The organism is Fodinibius sp. SL11, assembly GCF_052060035.1.
Taxonomy (GTDB): Bacteria; Bacteroidota; Rhodothermia; order Balneolales; family Balneolaceae; genus Fodinibius.
Map to the genome: position 1 here is coordinate 87,056 of NZ_JBPOEA010000005.1, position 20,321 is coordinate 107,376.

Here is a 20,321-nt window from a genome sequence, read left to right on the forward strand (position 1 = left end):
TTGTGAAGATTAAGTTATTTTGTGGTTCATTTGATAGTGTCACAAGATCTGTTCCAAAAGAGTATTTAAATCCGAATTTTTTTTAAAAACCTTTGAAATAGCTGTTTCTGAAGTCTGAGCCGTGATAATAAAAAATATTTTTCTTGATACAAGAAGGTAGCTGCAAGTCAAAATTCGATCTATTGCATTACTGCATTAGCTTTTTGCTTCAATGCTTGCAGATGTGCATAAGGATTTTAAAAACACAGAAATAGGGTAAAAGCCAGGTGAACTAATACTGTTTATTAAACTATCGAGGCTGGTAATATTGATATAGTTCTATATAAAACCCATCAGGATTCTCTGAGGATTCCTATATATTGTACTAAATGAAATGAGGGCTAAGTATGTAGCGGAGGTTTATGTATAGGCCTTGTTCCATGGACCGCTAATGGCCAATGTTAATCCTGAGTGCTGAATATTCATAAACAGTGTCGACCCATCCGGTGAAAAGGTTGCACCGGCCAGCTCTGAGTTTGATTTGGCATTGCGACCAAAGTTGTATACTTCTCCATCTGGAGTAATACCTTTCAAGTCCTGATTTTCATTACAATCTTCACAAACTATTAAATCGCCCCAAGGCGCCACAGTAAGATTATCAGCATTTTCGATAATGGTACTGTCCATAGATTCCACAAATAGCTCAAGGTGTCCGGGCTTTTCAGATTCCTTCGTGTTGGCTTCTACCGGACTTGGCACGTACCTCCAAATTTGCCCTAACTTTTCGGGGCCCCCATTTGTGCAGGCAAAATAAATAGCATTGTTGCCATACCACATCCCTTCACCACGGGCAAACCGTGCTGCTCCATCTTCAAAGCCGCGAAGTCGCAGATCATCGTTGGGATTATCGATGTCATCCAAGTCGATCCATTCCACATCCATGGATTGTCCTTCTTTGATGGTGCGCTTTTTCCAATTCCGAGTATCTAAACCGAGCTTATCCTTTACAGCAAGGGCCTGCAAGATTCCTCCCTTAAGTAGTTGTCCCGGTGTATTGGGGATAAAGCGATAGAGCAGGCTGTCGTGTTCATCTTCAGTTAGATAAATGACATCGCTTTTAGGATCCACCGCAATAGCCTCGTGATTGAAGCGTCCCATCGCTTTTATCGGCGTTGGTTTGGTTACTCCCATCTGAGTTCGGGCAGGTACCTCAAACACATAGCCGTGCGGCTTGGCGTAGACATCGTCGGGCTTGGTAACAATTTCTTCACAACTCAGCCAGCTGTTCCAGGGCGTAGGCCCGCCTGCACAATTACGAAGGGTGCCGGCCAAACTTAAATACTGACGAACGACTTCTTGCTTTTCCGTATCATAAATAACGGTGGTAGTTCCGCCCTGACCAGGATTGTTATTATTCCCATAATCGTAAAAATCTGATGGATCAAGCTTGCTGGTAAGTGCAAAGTCTTCTCCGAACGCACTTTCAGCACCGCCCTTTGCAGGATTTACTTCGTGATTGCGAATGAGGATGGTATATCCGTCAGGGCTTGGAAAGGTAGCCATACCATCAGGCCGATGCGGTACCATGAAGCCATCGTCCATGGTATCGCCAAAGGTAGAAATAATCTTATAGGAAAAATCTTGTGGCAGATCAAAAAGTCCCTGCTGGTCAGCTTCCAATGGACCAAAGGGATCAACTGATAATGTTCGGGATGATTGCTCAGCCGGTGTACATCTGCTGAACAGTTGCAATCCTGAGAAGCCAAGTGCCATTGCCCCGGCTTGTTTTAAAAAGTGTTTTCGGGAAATAGACATAGCGGTTTTTTTTTATTCCTGATCATCATTAAAAACCGGCTGCTATTCTAAAGTTTTAGTGCCCTTTCCTGCTAAATGATGTAGCAAGTGGTATTAAGCTTTTGCCGGTTCAACTTTTTCTCCGGCCATCCACGAAGGCACCCAGCTTTGTGATTTCACTTTGGATAATACGTTTTCTGCCGAAATGTATACAACCGGAATAAATACCAGCGTAACCAGAGTCGATGCGGTTAATCCCCCGATGACAACCCGTGCCAAAGAAGCCTGAATTTCGGCACCGGAGCCAATGCCAAAAGAAAGCGGCAGCAGTCCCAATACAGTAGTTAACGTCGTCATGAGGATAGGACGCAGTCGTAGTCGCCCGGATTGAATAACAGCTTCGCGAACATCCATGTTATGCTCACGTCTCATCAGATTAATATAGTCGACCAAAACAATTGCATTATTGACCACAATACCGATAAGCATCACTATACCCATCATGCTTTGCATATTAATGGTTGTGCCGGTAATCAACAGCGTTGGCACTACCCCGATAATGGCTAATGGAACCGAGAACATAACGACCAGAGGATCAAAAAATCGTTCAAACTGAGCAGCCATCACCATGTAAATAAGTATGAGGGCCATAATGATCGAAAGCTGAAAATCAGCCGCTGCTTTTTGCTGCTCTTCATATTCTCCACTATATACAATAGAGAATCCTTCTGGTAATTGCATATCGGAGAGCTTAGCCTGTATCTTTTCAACGGCTTCGCCAAGGGCTACTCCGCTTTCCAGATTAGCCGAAATGTACGACACTCTTTGGCTATTTACGCGATTAATATCGGTAGGTCCGCGGCCTTTGGATTGTGAAACAACCGCCGTAACCGGCAGTACTTGGCCGTCTGGGGTACGTATTGAAATATTTTCAAGGTCTTTGGTACTCAGACGATCTTTTGGCTGCAGGCGAACCCGGATAGGAAACTCATCCCCTCCTTCTCTAAAGGTCCCCGCACGGCTGCCGCCAACATTTGTTTGAATAATACGGGCCACGCCACTAACGGTAAGGCCGAGGTCGGCAATTTTTTCCCGATCAAAAATGAGATTTTGTTCCGGACGGCCTTCCCGTCGATCTGTGCGAACGCCGGTGACTTCAGGGATTTCTTCCATGCGTTGTTTAATATCTTCAGAAAGGGTTTTGGCTTGTTCCAAATCATAACCGCGCAGTTGTAGTTCGACCGCTTCTCCACCGCCTGACCCAAAAATGCGGCGCAAAATCCACAGCCCTGATTGTGCACTAACGCGAATATCGCCTCCGGGTACGGTACCTGCTACGTTTTTACGGATTTGATCGGCAATTTTGGAGGTACTCATAGATCGTTCAGAGGCCTCAACCATAGCAATTTCAACCTCGGCACGCCCATCGCGCACATCGGTTGTAATGTGTTCAACATCGTCCATGGGTAAATTAGCACGAACAACCTTCTCGAGTTCTTTCAGGTATTCGTTTTGTACAGCAATATTGGTACCCTCAGCCATCATGAAATCTACATCAATTTCATCAGCATCAGATTGTGGAGCCAGTTCTACAGGAATAAATGATATGAGTAGCACCGAGCCCAGTACCAGCACTCCGGTGATGGTATAAACGGCGGTTTTATGCTGGAGGGTGTAATCAATAAAATCGGTGTATCGTTGTTCCAGCTTGGCAAATGCACGCTGAAACCAGCTCTTTTTGGCCGCTTTTTCTGAGTCATCTGGCTGAACGGTCAAAAACTTGCTGCAAAGCATGGGGACCAGGGTAAGAGCTACAAATAACGAACAAGCCAGTGCAAAAACGACGACCAATGCAAGCTCTTGAAAAATGCTGCCCGAAATGGTTTGCATAAATACTACGGGCAAGAATATCACCGAAGTAGTAATGGTTGAGGCCACAATGGCTCCCCCCACTTCGCGGGTTCCGACCAGTGAACTGGTTTTTAAATCCTTTCCTCGTTCCTCCCTGAGTCGGATAATATTTTCGAGTACCACAATGGCATTGTCAACAATCAGGCCCACCCCCAGGGCAAGTCCACCGAAACTCATTTGGTTAAGCGTTAATCCGTTAAAATACAGGAGTCCGAAGGTGGCAATAATGGATATGGGAATAGCCAGTGAGATAATAAATGTTGACGAGCCATTGCGTAAAAACAGATATAGCACAACAATTGCTAACAAGGCACCCCAAATGGCCGAACTCTGTACATTATCAATGGAATTTTGAATGAACTCACTTTGATCGGTAGTAACGAACAGGTTCATGTCATTTCGTTCCCTGTTTACTCTGTCAATTTCCTGCCGAATTTCTTCAGCAACCGCAACGGTATTGGCTCCCGTTTGTTTACGGATCCCAAACCGAACCATTGGTTTTTCGTCGATGGTTACCAAGCGATTGAGATCTTCATAGCCCCATCGTACTTCAGCAACATCTTTTACCCGAATGGGCTTGCCATCAACCATCTGAATAATAGTATTGGCAATTTGGTCGATGTTTTCATATTCACCGAGAGTACGAACATAGAGCTGCTGTACGCCTGAATTTACATTACCGCCCGGCAGGTTGATATTTTCGCTGGCGATGGCCTGTTGTACTTCGGCCGTAGAGAGTCCACTGGCAATGAGCCGATCGCGCTTAATTTCTACATGTACCTCTTTGTAGACACCCCCCCAAATATCGATGGAGCCCACGCCGGCAATTTGTTCAAAGCGCTTGGTGACTTCCCGATCAAGAATCTGGGTAAGTTCCTGCAGATTCATATCCGAGTTGGCTCCCACAATTACAATCGGAAAATTATTGGGATCAAACTTCCAGATGCGAGGCGGTTCAGCTTCAGGAGGGAGCTCGTCGCGAACTCTGTCAAGGGCGGCGCGGATATCATTGGCCGCTACATCAATATCTGATCCCTGGGCAAACTCAAGTGTTACGCGGCTTCGTCCTTCTGAGGAGCTTGATCGTACGCGTTCTACCCCCGGCACACCCGCAATCGTATTTTCGATGCGTTGGGTGATAATCGTTTCAATTTCCTCGGGTCCTACATTGGGATATTCGGTAGCAACGGTAAGCTGCGGATATTCAACAGGTGGCAGTAAATCTACCGGTAAAAATCGGAATGACATAACCCCCAAGACAATGATAATTAGGAAAAGCATTGTGGTTGCGATGGGGCGTTCTACGGCTGTTTCTGTAATCTTCATAGCGTTAGATAATCAAGTATAGAAATTATTGACTCGAAGAATCATTGGTATTGGTTTGGCGATCCAGTACTTGCTGCAACAGGTCTTGACGTTGTAACCCCTGTAGTGCTAAAATACGTTCCCATGAGCTGGTACGAACACGTGCTTGCTGACGCCCGCTCGAAAGTAGATCCTGACCAACCGTAACCACCCAATTACCTGGCTCTATACCTTCGATTCCCACTTCCATACGTCCTTCGGCAATAACATCAACCGGTTTAAATTGCACATCGGTTGGTTCGGTAAGGGGCGGAGGATTGTCGGCATTAACCTGTTCGGCCGGTTGTATTTCTGAGCCCAGAGAAGTTGCTACAAATACACCTTCTTCTCCGGAATTGGGGTCGGTATAAATGGCACTGGTAGGCACTAAGGTAGCTCGTTCGCTTTGTCCATATAAAATATCTACGGGCACGAACATACCGGGTCGCAATTTGTTTCCCGTATTTTGCACATCAATTTCTCCTTCCGTACTTCGGGTTACATTATTAAGAAAAGGAGAAATCCGTGAGAGTTCGGCTTCGATAAAATCACTGTTGTTAACATTAGTGCCCGTATAGATGCGTACGGTTTGTCCGACCTCAATATTGTCAAGCATCTGATCAGTCAGAACGACTTCTACGCGTAAATTATCCAGATCTCCTATCGTATAAAGTTGGGTACTGCTACTCACCTGCATGCCGGTTTCGGCGTTGCGTTGACCGACTGTTCCAGAAATCGGAGCTTTAATCACCGTTTTGGAAAGCATGTCCTGCTGTTCTTGAAGACTGGATTGTGCCTGCTCCAGCTGGGCTTCAGCTAAATCCACATCGGCTTCGGCAGACGACATCTGTGCCTGGAGGGTTTCCATTTCCAGTTCACTCGATAGCTGCTGGTCACTCAGTTGTTTTGTTCGTTTGTACTGGGCCTCCAGTTCGTTGTAACGCGCTTGGGCCTGTTTCAGGCGGGCTTCATTAATTCGCAAATTTGCACGAGCTTGTTGAACCTGCTCGCGATATTGATTGTCTTGGAGGGAGACAATAGGATCGCCTTTTTCTACAAAATCTCCGTTCTGAACATGAACAGTCTCAATTTTGCCGGGAATTTCGGGATATAATGATACTTGGTTTTTAGCATATACTGTTCCACTCAGTCGTTCCGAAAGCGGTAGGGCACCATAACGAGATTTTACAGCTTCAACCGATGGTACCGTGGATGAGGAATTACCCAAAGCCGGGCCGTTGTTACTGTTACTCTCATCAGAACAGGAAACAGTCAGGCTTGAAGCAAGTAGCAATAATGATAAATAGAGCACTTTATGGGATAGGGAAAGCTTCATGGACATTAAATAATATTCGGGTTTAAAGAACGTAGTGATACAATGAAAAAATTAACTGAAAGGTTCATTATAAAATGTAATAGGATGTTATACTTTTCATACCATCTAAGAAACGACATAAATCTGAAGCAAAATTGAACTTTTTAACGGATATAATTCGTTCCATGATCTTTGGCAAAAGAAGGTGCTTCTATTTCGGGGCAAATATTGACCAGGTACATCGGATAAGAATTCTTATAACTTAAATGGATACCGTTACACAAATTACGCTTGGGGCAGCAGTAGGCGAAGCCTTACTGGGAAAGAGAATTGGAAATAAGGCGGCGCTGTGGGGTGCAGCATTTGGAGTACTGCCCGACCTCGATGTCCTTGCCTCTCCTTTTGTATCAGAAGTGCAGGCCCTGGCCATTCATCGCGGAATAACGCACTCACTCTTTTTCTGTGTAGTGGCTGCTCCGTTATTTGGATGGCTATTGTGGCGTTACCAAAAAGATGAAGTTGGATGGAGGAACTGGTCGTGGCTGGTGTTCTGGGTTTTTCTCACCCATATTTTTATCGATGTTTGCACGAGTTATGGGACACAGGTTTTTCAGCCATTCAGCAACTATTCACTCAGCTTCAATTCTATTTTTATTATTGATCCCTTTTATACCCTGCCCTTACTGGGTGGCATAGGCACTGCTCTTTTTCTGAATAGAAATTCACAACATCGAAGGTGGGCAAACTGGCTGGGTATTGGGATAAGTTCGTTGTACCTGATATTGGGTTTTGGAATCAAGTACCATGTAAATAATGTGTTTGAGCAGAATTTTGATCGACATAAGATACAGCCCGAACAGTACATGACGACGCCTTCTCCATTGAATGTATTTCTATGGACGGGTTATGCGGAGGCTGATGATACTCTTTATGCCGGACTATATTCTGTTTTTGATGAAGACAAGGAAATTGAATTCCAGCAGGTGTCTCAAAATAAAGGATTACTGCAAGCCTACCGAAATCAGCTTCCCGTTGAACGACTTATCTGGTTTTCGCGTGGATACTATGCGGCCGAAAAAAAGCCCGAAGGATTGATTGTTCATGACCTTCGTTTTGGTCGATCAGATTTGTGGCTCTCTGATGGGTCCGCACCATTTGTGTGGAATTACAGACTGATATTTAATAGCGACTCTACTGAAGTTACTGGTTTTAAACAGTATGAACCCAGCTTTGATATGCGGGCTGATATGTGGGATCGTTTGTTAAAGCGAGTTTTGGGAAACGAAAAAAGTTAATTTGTATCTGTGCTGTCTTTGGGCACAAAATCCAGCACCAGTGAATTCATGCAGTAGCGCTTGCCGGTTGGGGGTGGACCATCGTTAAAAATATGGCCCAGATGGGCATTACATCTTCCGCAAAGTACTTCGGTTCGTTCCATACCATAGGAGTTATCAGGCTTAAATTTAACGCTGTTTAATCCCACCGGTTCAAAGAAGCTGGGCCACCCACAATGGCTCATATATTTTGCTTCTGATTCAAAAAGTTTATTTCCGCAGGCCGCGCAATAGTATGTCCCCTTTCCGTCATAATCCCAATACTTGCCAGAATATTCGCGCTCGGTCCCTTTTTCACGGGCAATGTGGTAAACCTTGGGCTTGAGAACCTTTTTCCAAACAGAATCAGGGAGGTTTAATTTTGTTGTATCTGTCCGAGAATAATAGGGATTATGTGGTTTGAGCTCCGAAGAAGTTTCGGCAATCTCAGAATTACTGTTGCTCGTATTTTCTTGTTGTGCCTGGCAGCTTGCAAGGGGAAAGAGAGTAATGATCAACAGAATAGATAACGTTCTCATAAGACTATCGGCTTTAGGCTTGTTTCTTGTCGTTGAGATAACATTAGGGGCTAACCAATCATTCACAATAGAAAAACCGGCGCAAGCTTGAGAGCCTGCGCCAATTATCAAGTCCGGTCAATATTTTGAGTACAGGCTATGATTCATCACCCGAATCATTGGAATCATCGCTGATCTGTGGAGGCAGATCAACACCCGACATATTTTTAAATACCTCGAGCATTTCCATAGGCAATGGCATAAAAGCGAAGGTCGTATTTTCTTCACTGATATCGCTCATCGTTTGCAGGAAGCGCAATTGCAACGCCATAGGAGCTTCTCTCATCATTGTTGCCGCTTCGACCAGTCGTTCTGCAGCCTGGAATTCGCCTTCGGCATTAATTACTTTGGCTCGACGATCACGCTCGGTTTCAGCCTGACGGGCCATTGCTCGTTTCATATTTTCGGGTAGCACCACATCGCGTACTTCCACCGATACCACCTTTATACCCCAGGGATCGGTTTGGCGATCAATAATTTCCTGAATGTTTTTATTTACTTTATCGCGCTCAGCAAGTAGTTCGTCGAGCTCTACCTGTCCCACAATACTACGCAACGTTGTTTGTGCCAGCATCGATGTAGCGTGGATATATTTTTCCACTTGGATAACGGCTGCTTCGGCGTCGATTACGCGGAAGAAGGTAATAGCATCAACGTGCACGGTAACGTTATCTTTGGTGATGACTTCTTGGCGATCTACATTGATTGTTAGTACGCGGAGATCAACGCGCTCAATTTTATCGATGAAAGGTATCAGCATGATAAGACCGGGTCCCTTGGTCTTATGAAATTTACCGAGTCGAAAAACAACTGCACGTTCATATTCCCGGAGGATTTTAAAAATCTGTGGAAGCAGTATTGCTGCTAAAACAGCAATAGTGATGATCCAGGTTATTAAATCAAAAAATTGGTTCGAACTTTCCATAAGCTTCTCTTTTAGGGATTATTAAGGGCTGTTAAAATTTGCTATCCGTTTGTTGAATTTGATGTGTTGGCCAATGGTTTTACTTTCATTTTAAGACCTTGAATCTCAGTAATTTCGCATAACTCTCCTTCTTCAATGGTGTTCTCCTCGCTAATCGCATCCCAATATTCACCGTTCACAAAAACCTTTCCGTGACTATTGTCAATCTTATCAACAACTTCGGCCTGCTTGCCAATCATTGAGCTTTTTCCTGTTTTAGTATCCGTAAATTGAGCGCGAATTCCTTCAGTCACAATCCATACAAAAAAGAGAGCCGTTAATATTGTAGCGGGGATAAGCCAAGCCCATGAAAGTTCCATTGATTCGGGCAAGTCCTGAAAAAGCATAAGTGCTCCTAAAAAGAAAGAAACGGATCCTCCCGCAATGAGTAATCCGAAAGTGGGAGTAAACGCTTCGGCGACAAATAAAATAATGGCCAGGCCAATTAGGGCAAAGCCGGCAATATTGATTGGCATTGCCGCCGAGGCATAAAGCAGCAGCACCAAGGCAATGATGCCGGCTACACCGGGCACAATGGCACCGGGATTCGTTACTTCGCCAATAATGCCATAAATGGCAATCATGGTGAGAATAAGCATGACTTCGGGCCGCATAATAAAACTGAAGAATTGTTCGGCTAAGTTTGTTGGCAATTCTTTAATGGTCGCGTTATTTGTTTTGAGTGTATCGCCGTTGAAGGTGCGGCCATCAATTTTTTGAAGCAGCTCTTCGCTATTCGAGGCAATCAGATCGACAACATTTAACTCCAGGGCTTTTTCGGCTGTAATGGATTCTCCATCTCGAACTGCTGATCGGGCCCATTCCGCATTACGATCGCGGCGGTTGGCTATACTCTCAATAAAACTCTCAGAATAATTAAAAATCTTTTTCTGCATAACCGTATCCGACTGTCCGCCGCCCATCTGTACGGGAGATGCAGCACCAATGGTAGTAGTAGGAGCCATCGCTGCAATGTGGGCGGCCATCGTAATAAATGTCCCGGCGCTGGCGGCGCGTGCACCTTCGGGAGCTACGTAAACAATAATGGGCAAATCAGTGGATTCAAGAAAAGACTGTACGATATTTTTCGTGGATTCAAGCAGACCGCCGGGTGTATCCAGCTGAATGATTAAGGCTCGGGCCCCCTGTTCATTGGCTGTTTTTATGCCCCGGTTGATATAGTTGGTCGTTGTAGGAGTAATGGAGCCCTCTACAGAAATCATCGTTACAATCGGCTGTTGGTTCTCCGATTGTTGAACCGAATCCGTGGTTGTTGAGTCAGGCTGAATGGAGGCTCCGCTTGTAAATAAAGCAAGGAATATGAGAATGATTGACTGTTTCATAGTACAAAGTTATCAAAAAGGATCATGGAAACAATATCCGCAGATTATTTATAGGTATGTTCAAGAATAAGTAACCAACATTCAACCCATTTCATTTGCCGACTCCAACGGCCTTGATATTGAAGATTGTTTTTTAATTAGACCAAATAATTGCGTTAATCATCTGATTAATACGCTTGCTGTTCCACATAGGAACAGTTAGATTCAATAAAAAGAACCTAACTAACTATTTAGTTCTATGAGTAAGCAAACAAAAGATACCCGGAAGGAAATTATTGCAGCGGCTCGGAATGAGTTTTTAACGCATGGCTTTGAAGGGACACGGTTGCATAACATTGCAGATCAAATTGGTGTTACAAAGGCCATGATACACTATTATTTTAATACCAAAAAAGAACTTTTCGAGCATGTTTATACACAATCGGTGCGTATAATATTTGAAGACGTGAATAATATTCTGTCGAAAGATATGCCCTTGTTTAAAAAAATTGAACAACTGATCGAAAATAGTTTAGAAAAAGCTGAGCAAGCCCCCAGAGTGCTGGCGTTTGTAATTACAGAAATAAGCAGAAAGCCAGAATGGCTGAAACCTATTTTTGAGGACCAGATAGAATTGCAGGTTACAAGTTTTGAACAAGAAATTAATGATGCTGCAGCAAGCTATGAAATTGCTTCGGTAAGTGTTTATGATTTGCTTATGAATATCTTTTCACTTTGTTATTATCCTGTTGTTGCGGGACCTATACATCAGTCGTTATTTAAGGGAGGGGATGTTATGTGGAACAAAGATTTTGCAGAAAAAAGAAAGGGCGTAATTTTGGATACCATTTTAAACTGGCTGACTGCATAAACGCCTTTTTCAATACATAAAAATTAATACACTTTAACTGATATTTATAAAAATGTTTATGTATAATTAAAATCCAAGGGGTCTGAAGGCTAAGCCCGACTTGATACCTCAGACTGGAATAAAATAAGGCTATGATGGGCGCAAAAACCACTCGTTTGCTTGCTGCTGTTATGTTTACCGATATTGTCGGTTATACAGCAATGATGCAAGAGGACGAAGATAATGCAAATAAACAAAAAGAGAGGCACCGACAGGTGTTGCACGAGAATGCTGCAGCATTTGATGGAAAGGTACTACACTATTACGGGGATGGAGCGCTGACTATTTTCAACAGTGCTTATAATGCCGTTATGTGTGGCATCAATATTCAAAAGGATTTATCCAATCCCTACTTGCCACTTCGCATTGGAATGCATGTGGGGGATATCGCTTATAATGATGAAGATGTGTATGGTGATGCCGTAAATATTGCTTCCCGATTAGAACCATTGGCAATTTCTGGTGGGATATTGATTTCACAGAAAGTACAGAACGAAATAAGGAATCATCGTGATATACAAACAAAGGAAATCGGAACCTTTGAACTAAAAAATGTAAAATATCCCCTTTCAATTTTTGCTGTTACCAACAAAGGTATTAACGCCCCAACGGAACGAGAGGTGAGGGCTAAAACCGGTAGAGTTAGAAATCGACTGGCTGTGTTACCCTTTGTAAATATGAGTGATGAGATGGGGTTCGATTATTTTGGGGACGGCCTGACGGAAGAAATTATCAATGGGTTGACAAAAATGAAGCGTCTTGATGTGACATCTCGAACGTCTGCTTTTGCGTATAAGGGACGTAATGAAGACATTCGTACCATTGGCGAAGGACTGATGGTAAGTCATATTTTGGAAGGAAGTGTCCGTAAAAACAAGGACAAAATTCGCGTAACAGCGCAGCTCATTGAAACGGGAGGCGGCTTTCATTTATGGTCAGAAACATATGAACGGCATTTAAAAGATATTTTTGAAATTCAGGATGGAATTACAAATGAGATTATAAAGGAAGTGCAAAAAAGTTTTGACTATGAAAGTGAACAGCCTGTACTTTCGAAATCTGAGTCAGACCATTCTAAAGGAACTTACGAACATTATTTGGAGGGCACATTTGAGCTTCAAAAGTATTCGGTCACTTCGGTTCGGAAAGCCATGAAATGTTTTAATGATGTAGTTGGGAAAGATCCATCTAATTTAAAATCGAGAATAGCATTAGCACAATGTTTCCTCTTTATGGGTATGCAGGGACAAATCTTATCCCGCCGTGCTTATAAAAAGGCCGAAGAGAATATTGATGCCGTATTGAAAATGGATAGTCAGTCTGCAACGGCCATAGCTCTGAAGGGTAAGATTGAACTGCTATTACGTCATAACTATGATAAAGCAGGTTCGCTTATGCAGCGGGCATTCGATATTGATTCAGATAATCCAGAGGTGTGTTATAATTATTTTCGATTTTTAAATATGATTGGAGAAAATGAGAGCGCGTTACACTGGATGGAACGAACGCTGGAATTAGATCCAACGAACCTATTATATAATTCCGAGCTTGCCCGGGCATATTACAATTTGCATCGGTATTCGGATGCTTTTGAGCAATATAATTATACGTTGGAGCTGGACCCCATGTTTTTGCCGGCTATAGAAGGAAAGGGGTGGAACTATGTTGCAATGGATAAATTGAAGAAGGCGCATATCGAATTTGAAACATACCAAAATTTAGTTTCTCGAGAGCAAAAAAATATTCCACATCTTATATATATTGCCGCCCGCCTTGGGATGAATGATCTTGCCGATCACTTTTTGGAAGAGTTGCAGCTTGGGGATGTAAATGATACCTATGTGGCTTCAACGGTGGATATTGCCTTGGTATATTTGGGGATGGAAAAGTATGACGAGGTATTCTTTCATTTGCAACGTGCTGCCGATGATAAAATTGGTAAATTGCATTTCGTGTTGAGCGATCCTATATGGAGCCCTATAAAAAACGATTCCAGATTTGATACTCTTGTGAATCAAATGGGTATTTCTGATGCCGGGCAAATTGATTTTTCTCAAAGTCCGGTAGATCAAAATGTGTGAGAGGGGCTTATCTAAGTGGCTGTGGTGTCTGCTCCATAAACTTAAATCACAAGAATCATAATTAGGGCAATACCCTATTGTCTGATTTCCTTTATCGGCAGCAACAGACAGTGGCTGGTTCTATCTGTGGTCAAAGCTAATGAGCTATCGGGTATTTCGTATTAAAAAAATTATTAGGTATGTGAAGCTTCTATCTTGAGTTTGTTGATCATCTCTCGCAGCACCGACAAAATAAGTTCAATTTCATCTAAGTGAGTGCGAAAATGCAAAACAGCCAGTCGCAGGTAAATTGTCCCGTCAAGGTGAGTGGAGGACAAGAATACCCGACCGTCACGGTGGATGGCATCAACAAGCTTCTTATTGAACTCGTTTGCATCGCCAGATTCAGGGACATATCGAAAAAAGGCAATCGAAAGTTCGGGTTTGGGACCAACTTCAATGCCGTCAATTTGCTGAATTTCATTATGGAAATAGCGGGTCAGCATCAGCTTTTCGTCGAGGGCAGCCCGAAATGGTTTTATGCCAAAAAGTTGAAGCGGCAGCCACATACGTAATCCGCGAAAATGCTTGGATAACTCTGGAGAAAGGTCGGCCGGGGATGCTTCCTCAGTGGCTTTGTACGTATCTTGCAAATAGTTGGCCGACATGTGTTGCGAATCATACAGTTTCTGACCATCTTTGACGAGTAATGCTCCCGAACCGTATGGCAGAAACAGGCCCTTATGTGGATCGATGGTAGCTGAATCTGATTTTTGGATGCCTTTCATCACCTTTTTACCATGACCCGTTAGCAGAAAGAAGCCACCGTAGGCTGCATCGACATGGAACCAGAGATTGTGATGATTAGCAATATCGCCAATTTCGTCGAGCGGATCCACAGCCCCAAGATCGGTGGTGCCGGCGGAGGCAAAAATGGTCAACGGGATTAGTCCCTGATCTTTATCAGATTGAATTTGATCTTCCAACGCTTCAGTCTTCATCCGAAAGCGGTCATCCATGGGAATGGTCCGCACCGTGTCTTCGTGCAAGCCTGCAAATTTAATTGCCTTGATTACGCAATGATGAACTTGCTGTGTGGTGTAAATAACGGCATGATCAAAATCCTTAGCCTCGAGGCCGGAATCATCACGTGCTACAACCAATGCAATGAGGTTGGCAATAGATCCGCCGGAGGTGAGATTTCCGGTCGCACCGTCGGGATAACCGACCAGATTGTTCATCCAGCGGATACACATATTTTCGATGCGCACGGCGCCCGGTGATGAAAAAAAGACGCCGGTATAGCGATTGGTTACGGCCGCCAGGTAGTCAGCGATGGCCGAGGGATAAAGTCCACCTCCGGGAATATATCCGGCGTGCTTACCTGAAGCGGGATTAAGTCCCGGAGTATCCACCTCTGATTGCAAAACATTCAACAGTTCTTCAAACTTTTTTGGGGAATCTTGGAAAGGAAGCTCATAAACGCCTTTTCCCTTGTTTTGGGATTCTACGTATGCCTTCTGTTCGGGAAGTGATGACAAAAAGTTTTCACCGTAATCTTGGGCTTGGTCAAATAATGAACGCCGGTCTTGGGAGGTGGTTTCAAGGTTCCGAGCTTGTCGTTCCAGTTTTTTGATCTGTTGTTTCATAAATTATCTGGATTTAAAAGATTTCATAACTTCTGAAGTGTCGGAATCTTAGTGGTAGAAAACAAAAGGGCAATTTATTCGTTTACAGGATAGAAGAAATAACTTTCAAACGTTAAGCCATATCATGAATAAGAATAGTTTACGAACGGTTTTTCTGATGACTTTGGTCGCTGTGCTTTTTATGCTGGTAGGCCAGGTTTTGGGCGGATCAACAGGATTGGTAATCGCCTTTATTTTTGCAATGGGCATGAACTTTTTCAGCTATTGGAAATCCGATAAAATCGTGTTGCGCATGTATAAAGCGGAGCCCGTAGATCGAAGTTCGCATCCTAAGTTGTATGGAATGGTAGAAGAGCTGGCTCAAAAGGCAAGTTTACCTATGCCGGCACTATATATCATTCCCCAGCAACAGCCTAATGCTTTTGCTACGGGACGCAATCCCAATAATGCGGCGGTGGCTGTAACGCGGGGTATTATGCAGGCGCTTGATGAGGATGAGCTGCGCGGCGTTATAGCTCATGAGCTGGCGCATATCCAAAACCGGGATATCCTAACGCAGACGATTGTAACAACGGTGGTAAGTGCCCTGAGCATGCTGGCGCAGTTTGCTTACTTTATTCCGATGGGGGGCGGTGATCGCGATTCAAATCCACTGGTGGCATTGATTGTGTTAATTACGGCTCCTATAGCAGCTATGATGCTTCAGGCAGCAATTAGCAGAACCCGAGAATATGAAGCAGATCGTGTAGGGGCAGAAATAAGCGGAAAGCCACAATCACTGGCATTAGCACTTCAACGTATCGAAAAGGCGGCTGAGCAGCTTCCGATGAATGGCGTATCGGAGTCGGCTATGCGATCCACCTCGCATATGTTTCCGGTGAATCCTTTTAGCGGCGGACTGTTTATGAGTCTGTTTTCGACGCATCCCGATACGGATGATCGTGTGGAGCGATTAATACATATGCAACGCACCGGCGAATATTTATTTGAGTAACCAGTCTAAATAGATATCCGTATTAAACTAAAACCCTCAGGGCTAAATATCCTGATGGTTTATCTTATTTGAATATAGAAACTGTAAGCTTCCCTATTTTTCGTCGCTGTATTGCTCATCATAAGCATTTTTGATACGCTGGTTCATATGGCGCTTGTAGTTTTTGTACTCATATTTGCGTACCGTAAACTCAGAGTGATAATTACCGTCGTTGCAATCTACTTTAAGCTTTTCAGGATTATCAGTCTCGCTGATTTCAACAGCGATATTGCCAAGTTTATAGGATTCAATAACAGAGCTCATAGAATTATTTTTTTGTTTTACGCAAAGATACTTACTACAGAGCTCAATATGAATCCAACTGGGGAACTTTACATTTCTCCCATTCCTCCTTCTGGTCCACCGCCGTTATCGGGTCGGTTTCGGCGTTTCTGATTACGATCGCGTTCGCCAAAAAAGTACTGGAAGCTAATGGTAGCTGAACGCGATGACCAGCTGAATTCACGCTGTGTATAGAAATCAGTATTGGGGTTACCGTCGGTATTAGCAGTATAGTTAAAGTTCTGTGAGTCCAGCAGATCACGAACATTGAGCGAAACTTTAGCTTTGCCATCCATAATATCTTTTGAGAGTCCGGTATCCATCATTGTCATTCCCTCGCGGCGGCCCTGTGTCGTTTTACTGGGTCCGCGATAGCGCATGGAAGCCTGGTAGTTAAGTCCGTCAACAATCTCCCAGCGAAGGCGCATGCGTGCCCGGAAGTTTTCAGATTCACTGCTAAAAATCTGATCCTGGTAGGTTCCATTCGAATTAGAACGGAATAAGTTGGCATTTGCTGTGAGGTTCAGGCGATCGGCAATTTCCTGATCGGCTGAAAACTCAACGCCCCAGGCTTTCTCAGTCGCAAGGTTGATCGGGAAAATCCGCGTAACGCCTTGCCGTGCCTCAGTAATACGCTCAATCACATCCGTGCGATATCGATGATAGAAGCTTGTGAGCAACGACCCGGATTTCCAGTAATGTAAATATCCGAGTTCATAAGAATTGCTAAACTCAGGTGTTAAGTTAGGGTTCCCCGTATATTGGCTTCGTTGATCATCAAAATCATTAAAAGGAATAAGGGCTCTTGACCATGGGCGGCGCAGGCGTCGGCTATAGCTTACTTGAACAGATTGTTGCTCGTTGAAAGAGTAGCTTAAGAATACACTTGGAAAAAGGTTTACATAGTTTTGTGTTACTACCGTATTATCACTTTTAACTTCTGTACGGATATTTGTGTTTTCCAGTCGAAGCCCAACTTGTCCCGATAGTGAAGACCACTCATAACCCAGTGTAGCAAAAGCTGCATTGACGTTTTCAGTGTACAGAAAGTTATCGGTATAATTCTCTTCACTTACCCAAGTGTTATTGACCATTGTTTCGGCACGGTAGCTGTTATCCATCCATTCGGTATCGCTACGCACACCGGCTTCAAGTTTTCCGTCACCGAAAAGAGGACGCACATATTCGGCATTAAAACGAAGGTCCATCTCATCCTCTTCATCAATAGCACGTTGCATGAGCGGATTGGCACTGCCTTGACGTACCGTTTCTTCAATATTATTTGTGGCTTTTTCACGGCTGATATCAAAGCTGGCATCGGCTACCAGTTTATGATCACTACCGTCAATTTTGTTTTCGTAATCGAGGTTTAAATCAATATCTCGTTCATTACTATCTTCTCTGTTTGCGCGATATATTTCTTCTATAACATCGCCGGTAAATGCCCCGGGATTGTACTGAAGATCAGTGTATGTGATATCCTCATTATTTTTCTGATTTTCTGCACTAAAATAAGCACTTGCGGTAAGTACCTGCGTGTCTGTCAGATAGAAATCAGCTCCAAATTGCAGGTCGCCGTCAAGTTCTGATTCCTGTGCATCGGTTCGCTCACGGTACATATAACTGGTGTCCGGACCGGCGAAACGCTGGAAGGAGCTGCCCCCTTCCGGATCACTGCTGTAATCAAGGCCACCGTTGAAAAACCAATTAATATCACCGACACGATAGTTTAGGTTAACTGAACCTTCATACTCTTCCGGTAACCCGGTTCCCAGCTGAAAGTTACCGTTCAGTCCGCGACGTTGATCCTTTTTCAGTATGATGTTGATGATTCCTCCCGAACCTTCGGCCGCATACCGAGAAGAGGGGTTGGTAATAATTTCAACTGATTTAATCATGGTTGCGGGAATGCTGTTGAGAGCATCTACATCGCCGCTGACCATGCTCGAGGGCTTGCCGTTGATCAGCATGCGCACCGACTCGTTACCGCGCAGGCTAATGTTACCGTCAATATCGGTGGAAACCGAAGGTACATTATTGAGCACATCTACGGCCGAGCCGCCCAAGCTGGTGATATCCTGCCCCACCTGAAAAGTACGCTTGTCAAAATTCATCTGCATTTCTGATCGTTCGCCGCGCACAAATAGTTCGCCAAGATTTTCTGAGGTGGGCGTCATATTAATAGTACCCAGATCGACTGTTTCACCTGGCGAAATTTGAACCTCTTTCGTATAGGGTTGAAAAGAGAGAAAGGTGATTTTCAATACATATTGCCCGGCCGAAATATCAATAGAAAAAGCCCCCTCGGCATTGGTAGAGGTACCGGCTGTAATGTTGGCTTCGGCTGAATCATACACAGCCACTGAAGCACTGGACAATGGTTGATCTTCTTGGTCTAATACTGTTCCCGTGATAGATCCATCCGATTGTGCCATTGTCGCAATAGGGATAATAAGTAATAGAGAAAGTGATGAAAGAAACTGCTTCATTATCTTATTCTTTTAGGGATATCGGGAATTGATAAGTTGTTATCTATAAGAACTTAAAGAGGGATGCTGATTGAATGCTAAACAAATACTGAATGAAATTTGAAGATTAGCAAAGATTAAAATGTTATTTTGATCGTATGCCACTCTTCATCGTTTTGATACGATATGGTATAATGGTATTGATCTACAATTCGTTTGATTATTGCTAAACCCAGTCCAATAGATTTAGAATCGACCGTATCTTTTTTGAATCGTTGGAATAATTCGCCGGGTGAAGAAGAAAGGGGACGGCCCGTGTTAGCGATTTCCAGTTTTTGCTTGGTGAGCTCGATATGGATGCGACCCTCTTTAATATTATGTTTTATAGCATTCTGGAAAAGATTTGTCCATAATATATCTGTAAGAACGGGATGCATCTGAACGAAAACATCGTCTTCGACATCGGTTTCAACTGTTAGGCCATTAAGGGCAATAAATTCATCGAAAGCCTGGGTGCTCTCATTAATTAACGTGGATAAGTTGATGTTTTCAGTTTCTACAAATTCGTGATTCTCAATTTTTGTGAGCAGTGCCAGCGATTCGCTAAGGCGGGATAACTTTTTGACCGACCGCTGACTATCTTCTACAAATTGATATTGCTCGGGAGAAAGCTCTGTTTCAGTCAGTAATTCCAGCTTGCCCTTGATGATGGAAAGAGGCGTTTGAAGTTCATGTGAAGCATTTTCGGCAAATTCTTTAAGGTTCACATAGTCAGATACGGCCTTACTGGTCATCTCTTCGACAAATCGATTAAGATCATCAAACTCTGCCACCGAAGTGTTTTCGGCGGGGATTGGTTTTTTGTCTTGCAGAGTAAAATTCTTGATGCGTTTCAGGGTTTTTCGGAAGGGTTTAAAAAGTCGGTTCGATACAATAAATCCTACTCCTACAGCACCTACGACCTGCAAGCCCAAGATCCAAAGCAAGATTTCGATAACAGCTTCGGTAATGTCGTCCGACTCAACGAGTGCGCCATAAGTTGTAATACGATAGCTGGTTCCATCAACATTGCGATGGGCAACCATTTTTAGGTTGTGTTCTCGCTGCTGCAGACGATCGTGCCAAACAAGCGTATCACGAATTTCTACATTTGGTTCTATGCGATTGGGCAGGGCTACAATTTCCAGGTTCGTGTGGTTCTCTTCGCTAACACTGCCTTCAAAATTTTTGCCTTGTTCCAGCAAGTATGTTACCCGCTCCACGCGATCCAAAAAACGCCATTTAAGCTCATTGTCGAGCTCCCCTTTGATCACATGGTAAGATACGAAGCCCCCAATCCCCAGCACGATAATAGTTACAATAAGGTAAATAAGAACAAATTTTGTTATCAGCTTCATGG

Annotated in this window: 14 protein-coding genes; 4 read left to right on the plus strand and 10 right to left on the minus strand. The window is 43.7% G+C overall.

What is annotated here, in order from left to right; genetic code table 11:
- Positions 1 to 399: 399 nt before the first annotated feature.
- The 3 genes from ACQ76V_RS08590 to ACQ76V_RS08600 all read right to left on the minus strand — a co-directional run bounded on the left by ACQ76V_RS08590 (position 400) and on the right by ACQ76V_RS08600 (position 6,364).
- Positions 400 to 1,794 carry an alkaline phosphatase PhoX gene (locus ACQ76V_RS08590; protein ID WP_441000076.1) on the minus strand — a complete coding sequence of 465 codons (1,395 nt, stop codon included), beginning with the start codon at positions 1,792 to 1,794 and terminating at the stop codon, positions 400 to 402.
- A gap of 93 nt (positions 1,795 to 1,887) precedes the next feature.
- A complete protein-coding gene (locus tag ACQ76V_RS08595; RefSeq protein WP_441000077.1) occupies positions 1,888 to 5,010 on the minus strand; it encodes an efflux RND transporter permease subunit in 3,123 nt (1,040 codons plus the stop codon).
- Positions 5,011 to 5,035: 25 nt separating this feature from the next.
- Positions 5,036 to 6,364 (minus strand): efflux RND transporter periplasmic adaptor subunit, encoded by a 1,329-nt coding sequence (locus ACQ76V_RS08600; RefSeq protein ID WP_441000078.1) that lies wholly within the window; start codon positions 6,362 to 6,364, stop codon positions 5,036 to 5,038.
- Positions 6,365 to 6,609: 245 nt separating this feature from the next.
- On the opposite strand from ACQ76V_RS08600, the gene ACQ76V_RS08605 reads away from it, so the two are divergent.
- Entirely contained in the window at positions 6,610 to 7,638 is a 1,029-nt protein-coding gene (locus ACQ76V_RS08605; RefSeq protein ID WP_441000079.1) for a metal-dependent hydrolase, read from the plus strand.
- On the opposite strand, the gene msrB is transcribed toward ACQ76V_RS08605, so the two are convergent.
- From msrB to ACQ76V_RS08620, 3 genes are all read right to left on the minus strand, one after another.
- The gene (gene msrB / locus ACQ76V_RS08610) at positions 7,635 to 8,195 is read right to left on the minus strand and encodes a peptide-methionine (R)-S-oxide reductase MsrB (protein ID WP_441000080.1); all 561 of its coding nucleotides are present in this window, start codon (positions 8,193 to 8,195) and stop codon (positions 7,635 to 7,637) included. The two genes, ACQ76V_RS08605 and msrB, sit on opposite strands and share 4 nt — an antisense overlap.
- Positions 8,196 to 8,331: 136 nt before the next feature.
- Positions 8,332 to 9,159 carry an SPFH domain-containing protein gene (locus ACQ76V_RS08615; protein ID WP_441000081.1) on the minus strand — a complete coding sequence of 276 codons (828 nt, stop codon included), beginning with the start codon at positions 9,157 to 9,159 and terminating at the stop codon, positions 8,332 to 8,334.
- Positions 9,160 to 9,200: 41 nt separating this feature from the next.
- Positions 9,201 to 10,541 (minus strand): NfeD family protein, encoded by a 1,341-nt coding sequence (locus ACQ76V_RS08620; protein ID WP_441000082.1) that lies wholly within the window; start codon positions 10,539 to 10,541, stop codon positions 9,201 to 9,203.
- A gap of 238 nt (positions 10,542 to 10,779) precedes the next feature.
- Between ACQ76V_RS08620 and ACQ76V_RS08625 the strand changes: the two genes are divergently transcribed.
- Positions 10,780 to 11,391 (plus strand): TetR/AcrR family transcriptional regulator, encoded by a 612-nt coding sequence (locus ACQ76V_RS08625; RefSeq protein WP_441000083.1) that lies wholly within the window; start codon positions 10,780 to 10,782, stop codon positions 11,389 to 11,391.
- Between the two features lie 131 nt (positions 11,392 to 11,522).
- The gene (locus ACQ76V_RS08630) at positions 11,523 to 13,511 is read left to right on the plus strand and encodes a tetratricopeptide repeat protein (protein WP_441000084.1); all 1,989 of its coding nucleotides are present in this window, start codon (positions 11,523 to 11,525) and stop codon (positions 13,509 to 13,511) included.
- 173 nt (positions 13,512 to 13,684) lie between these two features.
- Here the strand turns inward: ACQ76V_RS08630 and ACQ76V_RS08635 are convergent, their stop codons facing one another.
- Positions 13,685 to 15,139, minus strand: coding sequence for a pyridoxal phosphate-dependent decarboxylase family protein (locus ACQ76V_RS08635; RefSeq protein ID WP_441000085.1), 1,455 nt, complete (start codon positions 15,137 to 15,139; stop codon positions 13,685 to 13,687).
- A 124-nt stretch (positions 15,140 to 15,263) separates the two neighbouring features.
- Between ACQ76V_RS08635 and htpX the strand changes: the two genes are divergently transcribed.
- A complete protein-coding gene (htpX, locus tag ACQ76V_RS08640) occupies positions 15,264 to 16,133 on the plus strand; it encodes a zinc metalloprotease HtpX (RefSeq protein ID WP_441000086.1) in 870 nt (289 codons plus the stop codon).
- Between the two features lie 93 nt (positions 16,134 to 16,226).
- Here htpX and ACQ76V_RS08645 read toward each other — a convergent pair whose 3' ends face one another.
- From ACQ76V_RS08645 to ACQ76V_RS08655, 3 genes are all read right to left on the minus strand, one after another.
- Positions 16,227 to 16,436 carry a hypothetical protein gene (locus ACQ76V_RS08645; RefSeq protein WP_441000087.1) on the minus strand — a complete coding sequence of 70 codons (210 nt, stop codon included), beginning with the start codon at positions 16,434 to 16,436 and terminating at the stop codon, positions 16,227 to 16,229.
- 68 nt (positions 16,437 to 16,504) lie between these two features.
- A complete protein-coding gene (locus ACQ76V_RS08650; RefSeq protein WP_441000088.1) occupies positions 16,505 to 18,943 on the minus strand; it encodes a TonB-dependent receptor domain-containing protein in 2,439 nt (812 codons plus the stop codon).
- Positions 18,944 to 19,059: 116 nt separating this feature from the next.
- Positions 19,060 to 20,319, minus strand: a complete 1,260-nt coding sequence (locus tag ACQ76V_RS08655) for a sensor histidine kinase (protein ID WP_441000089.1) — start codon at positions 20,317 to 20,319, stop codon at positions 19,060 to 19,062.
- Positions 20,320 to 20,321: the final 2 nt, after the last annotated feature.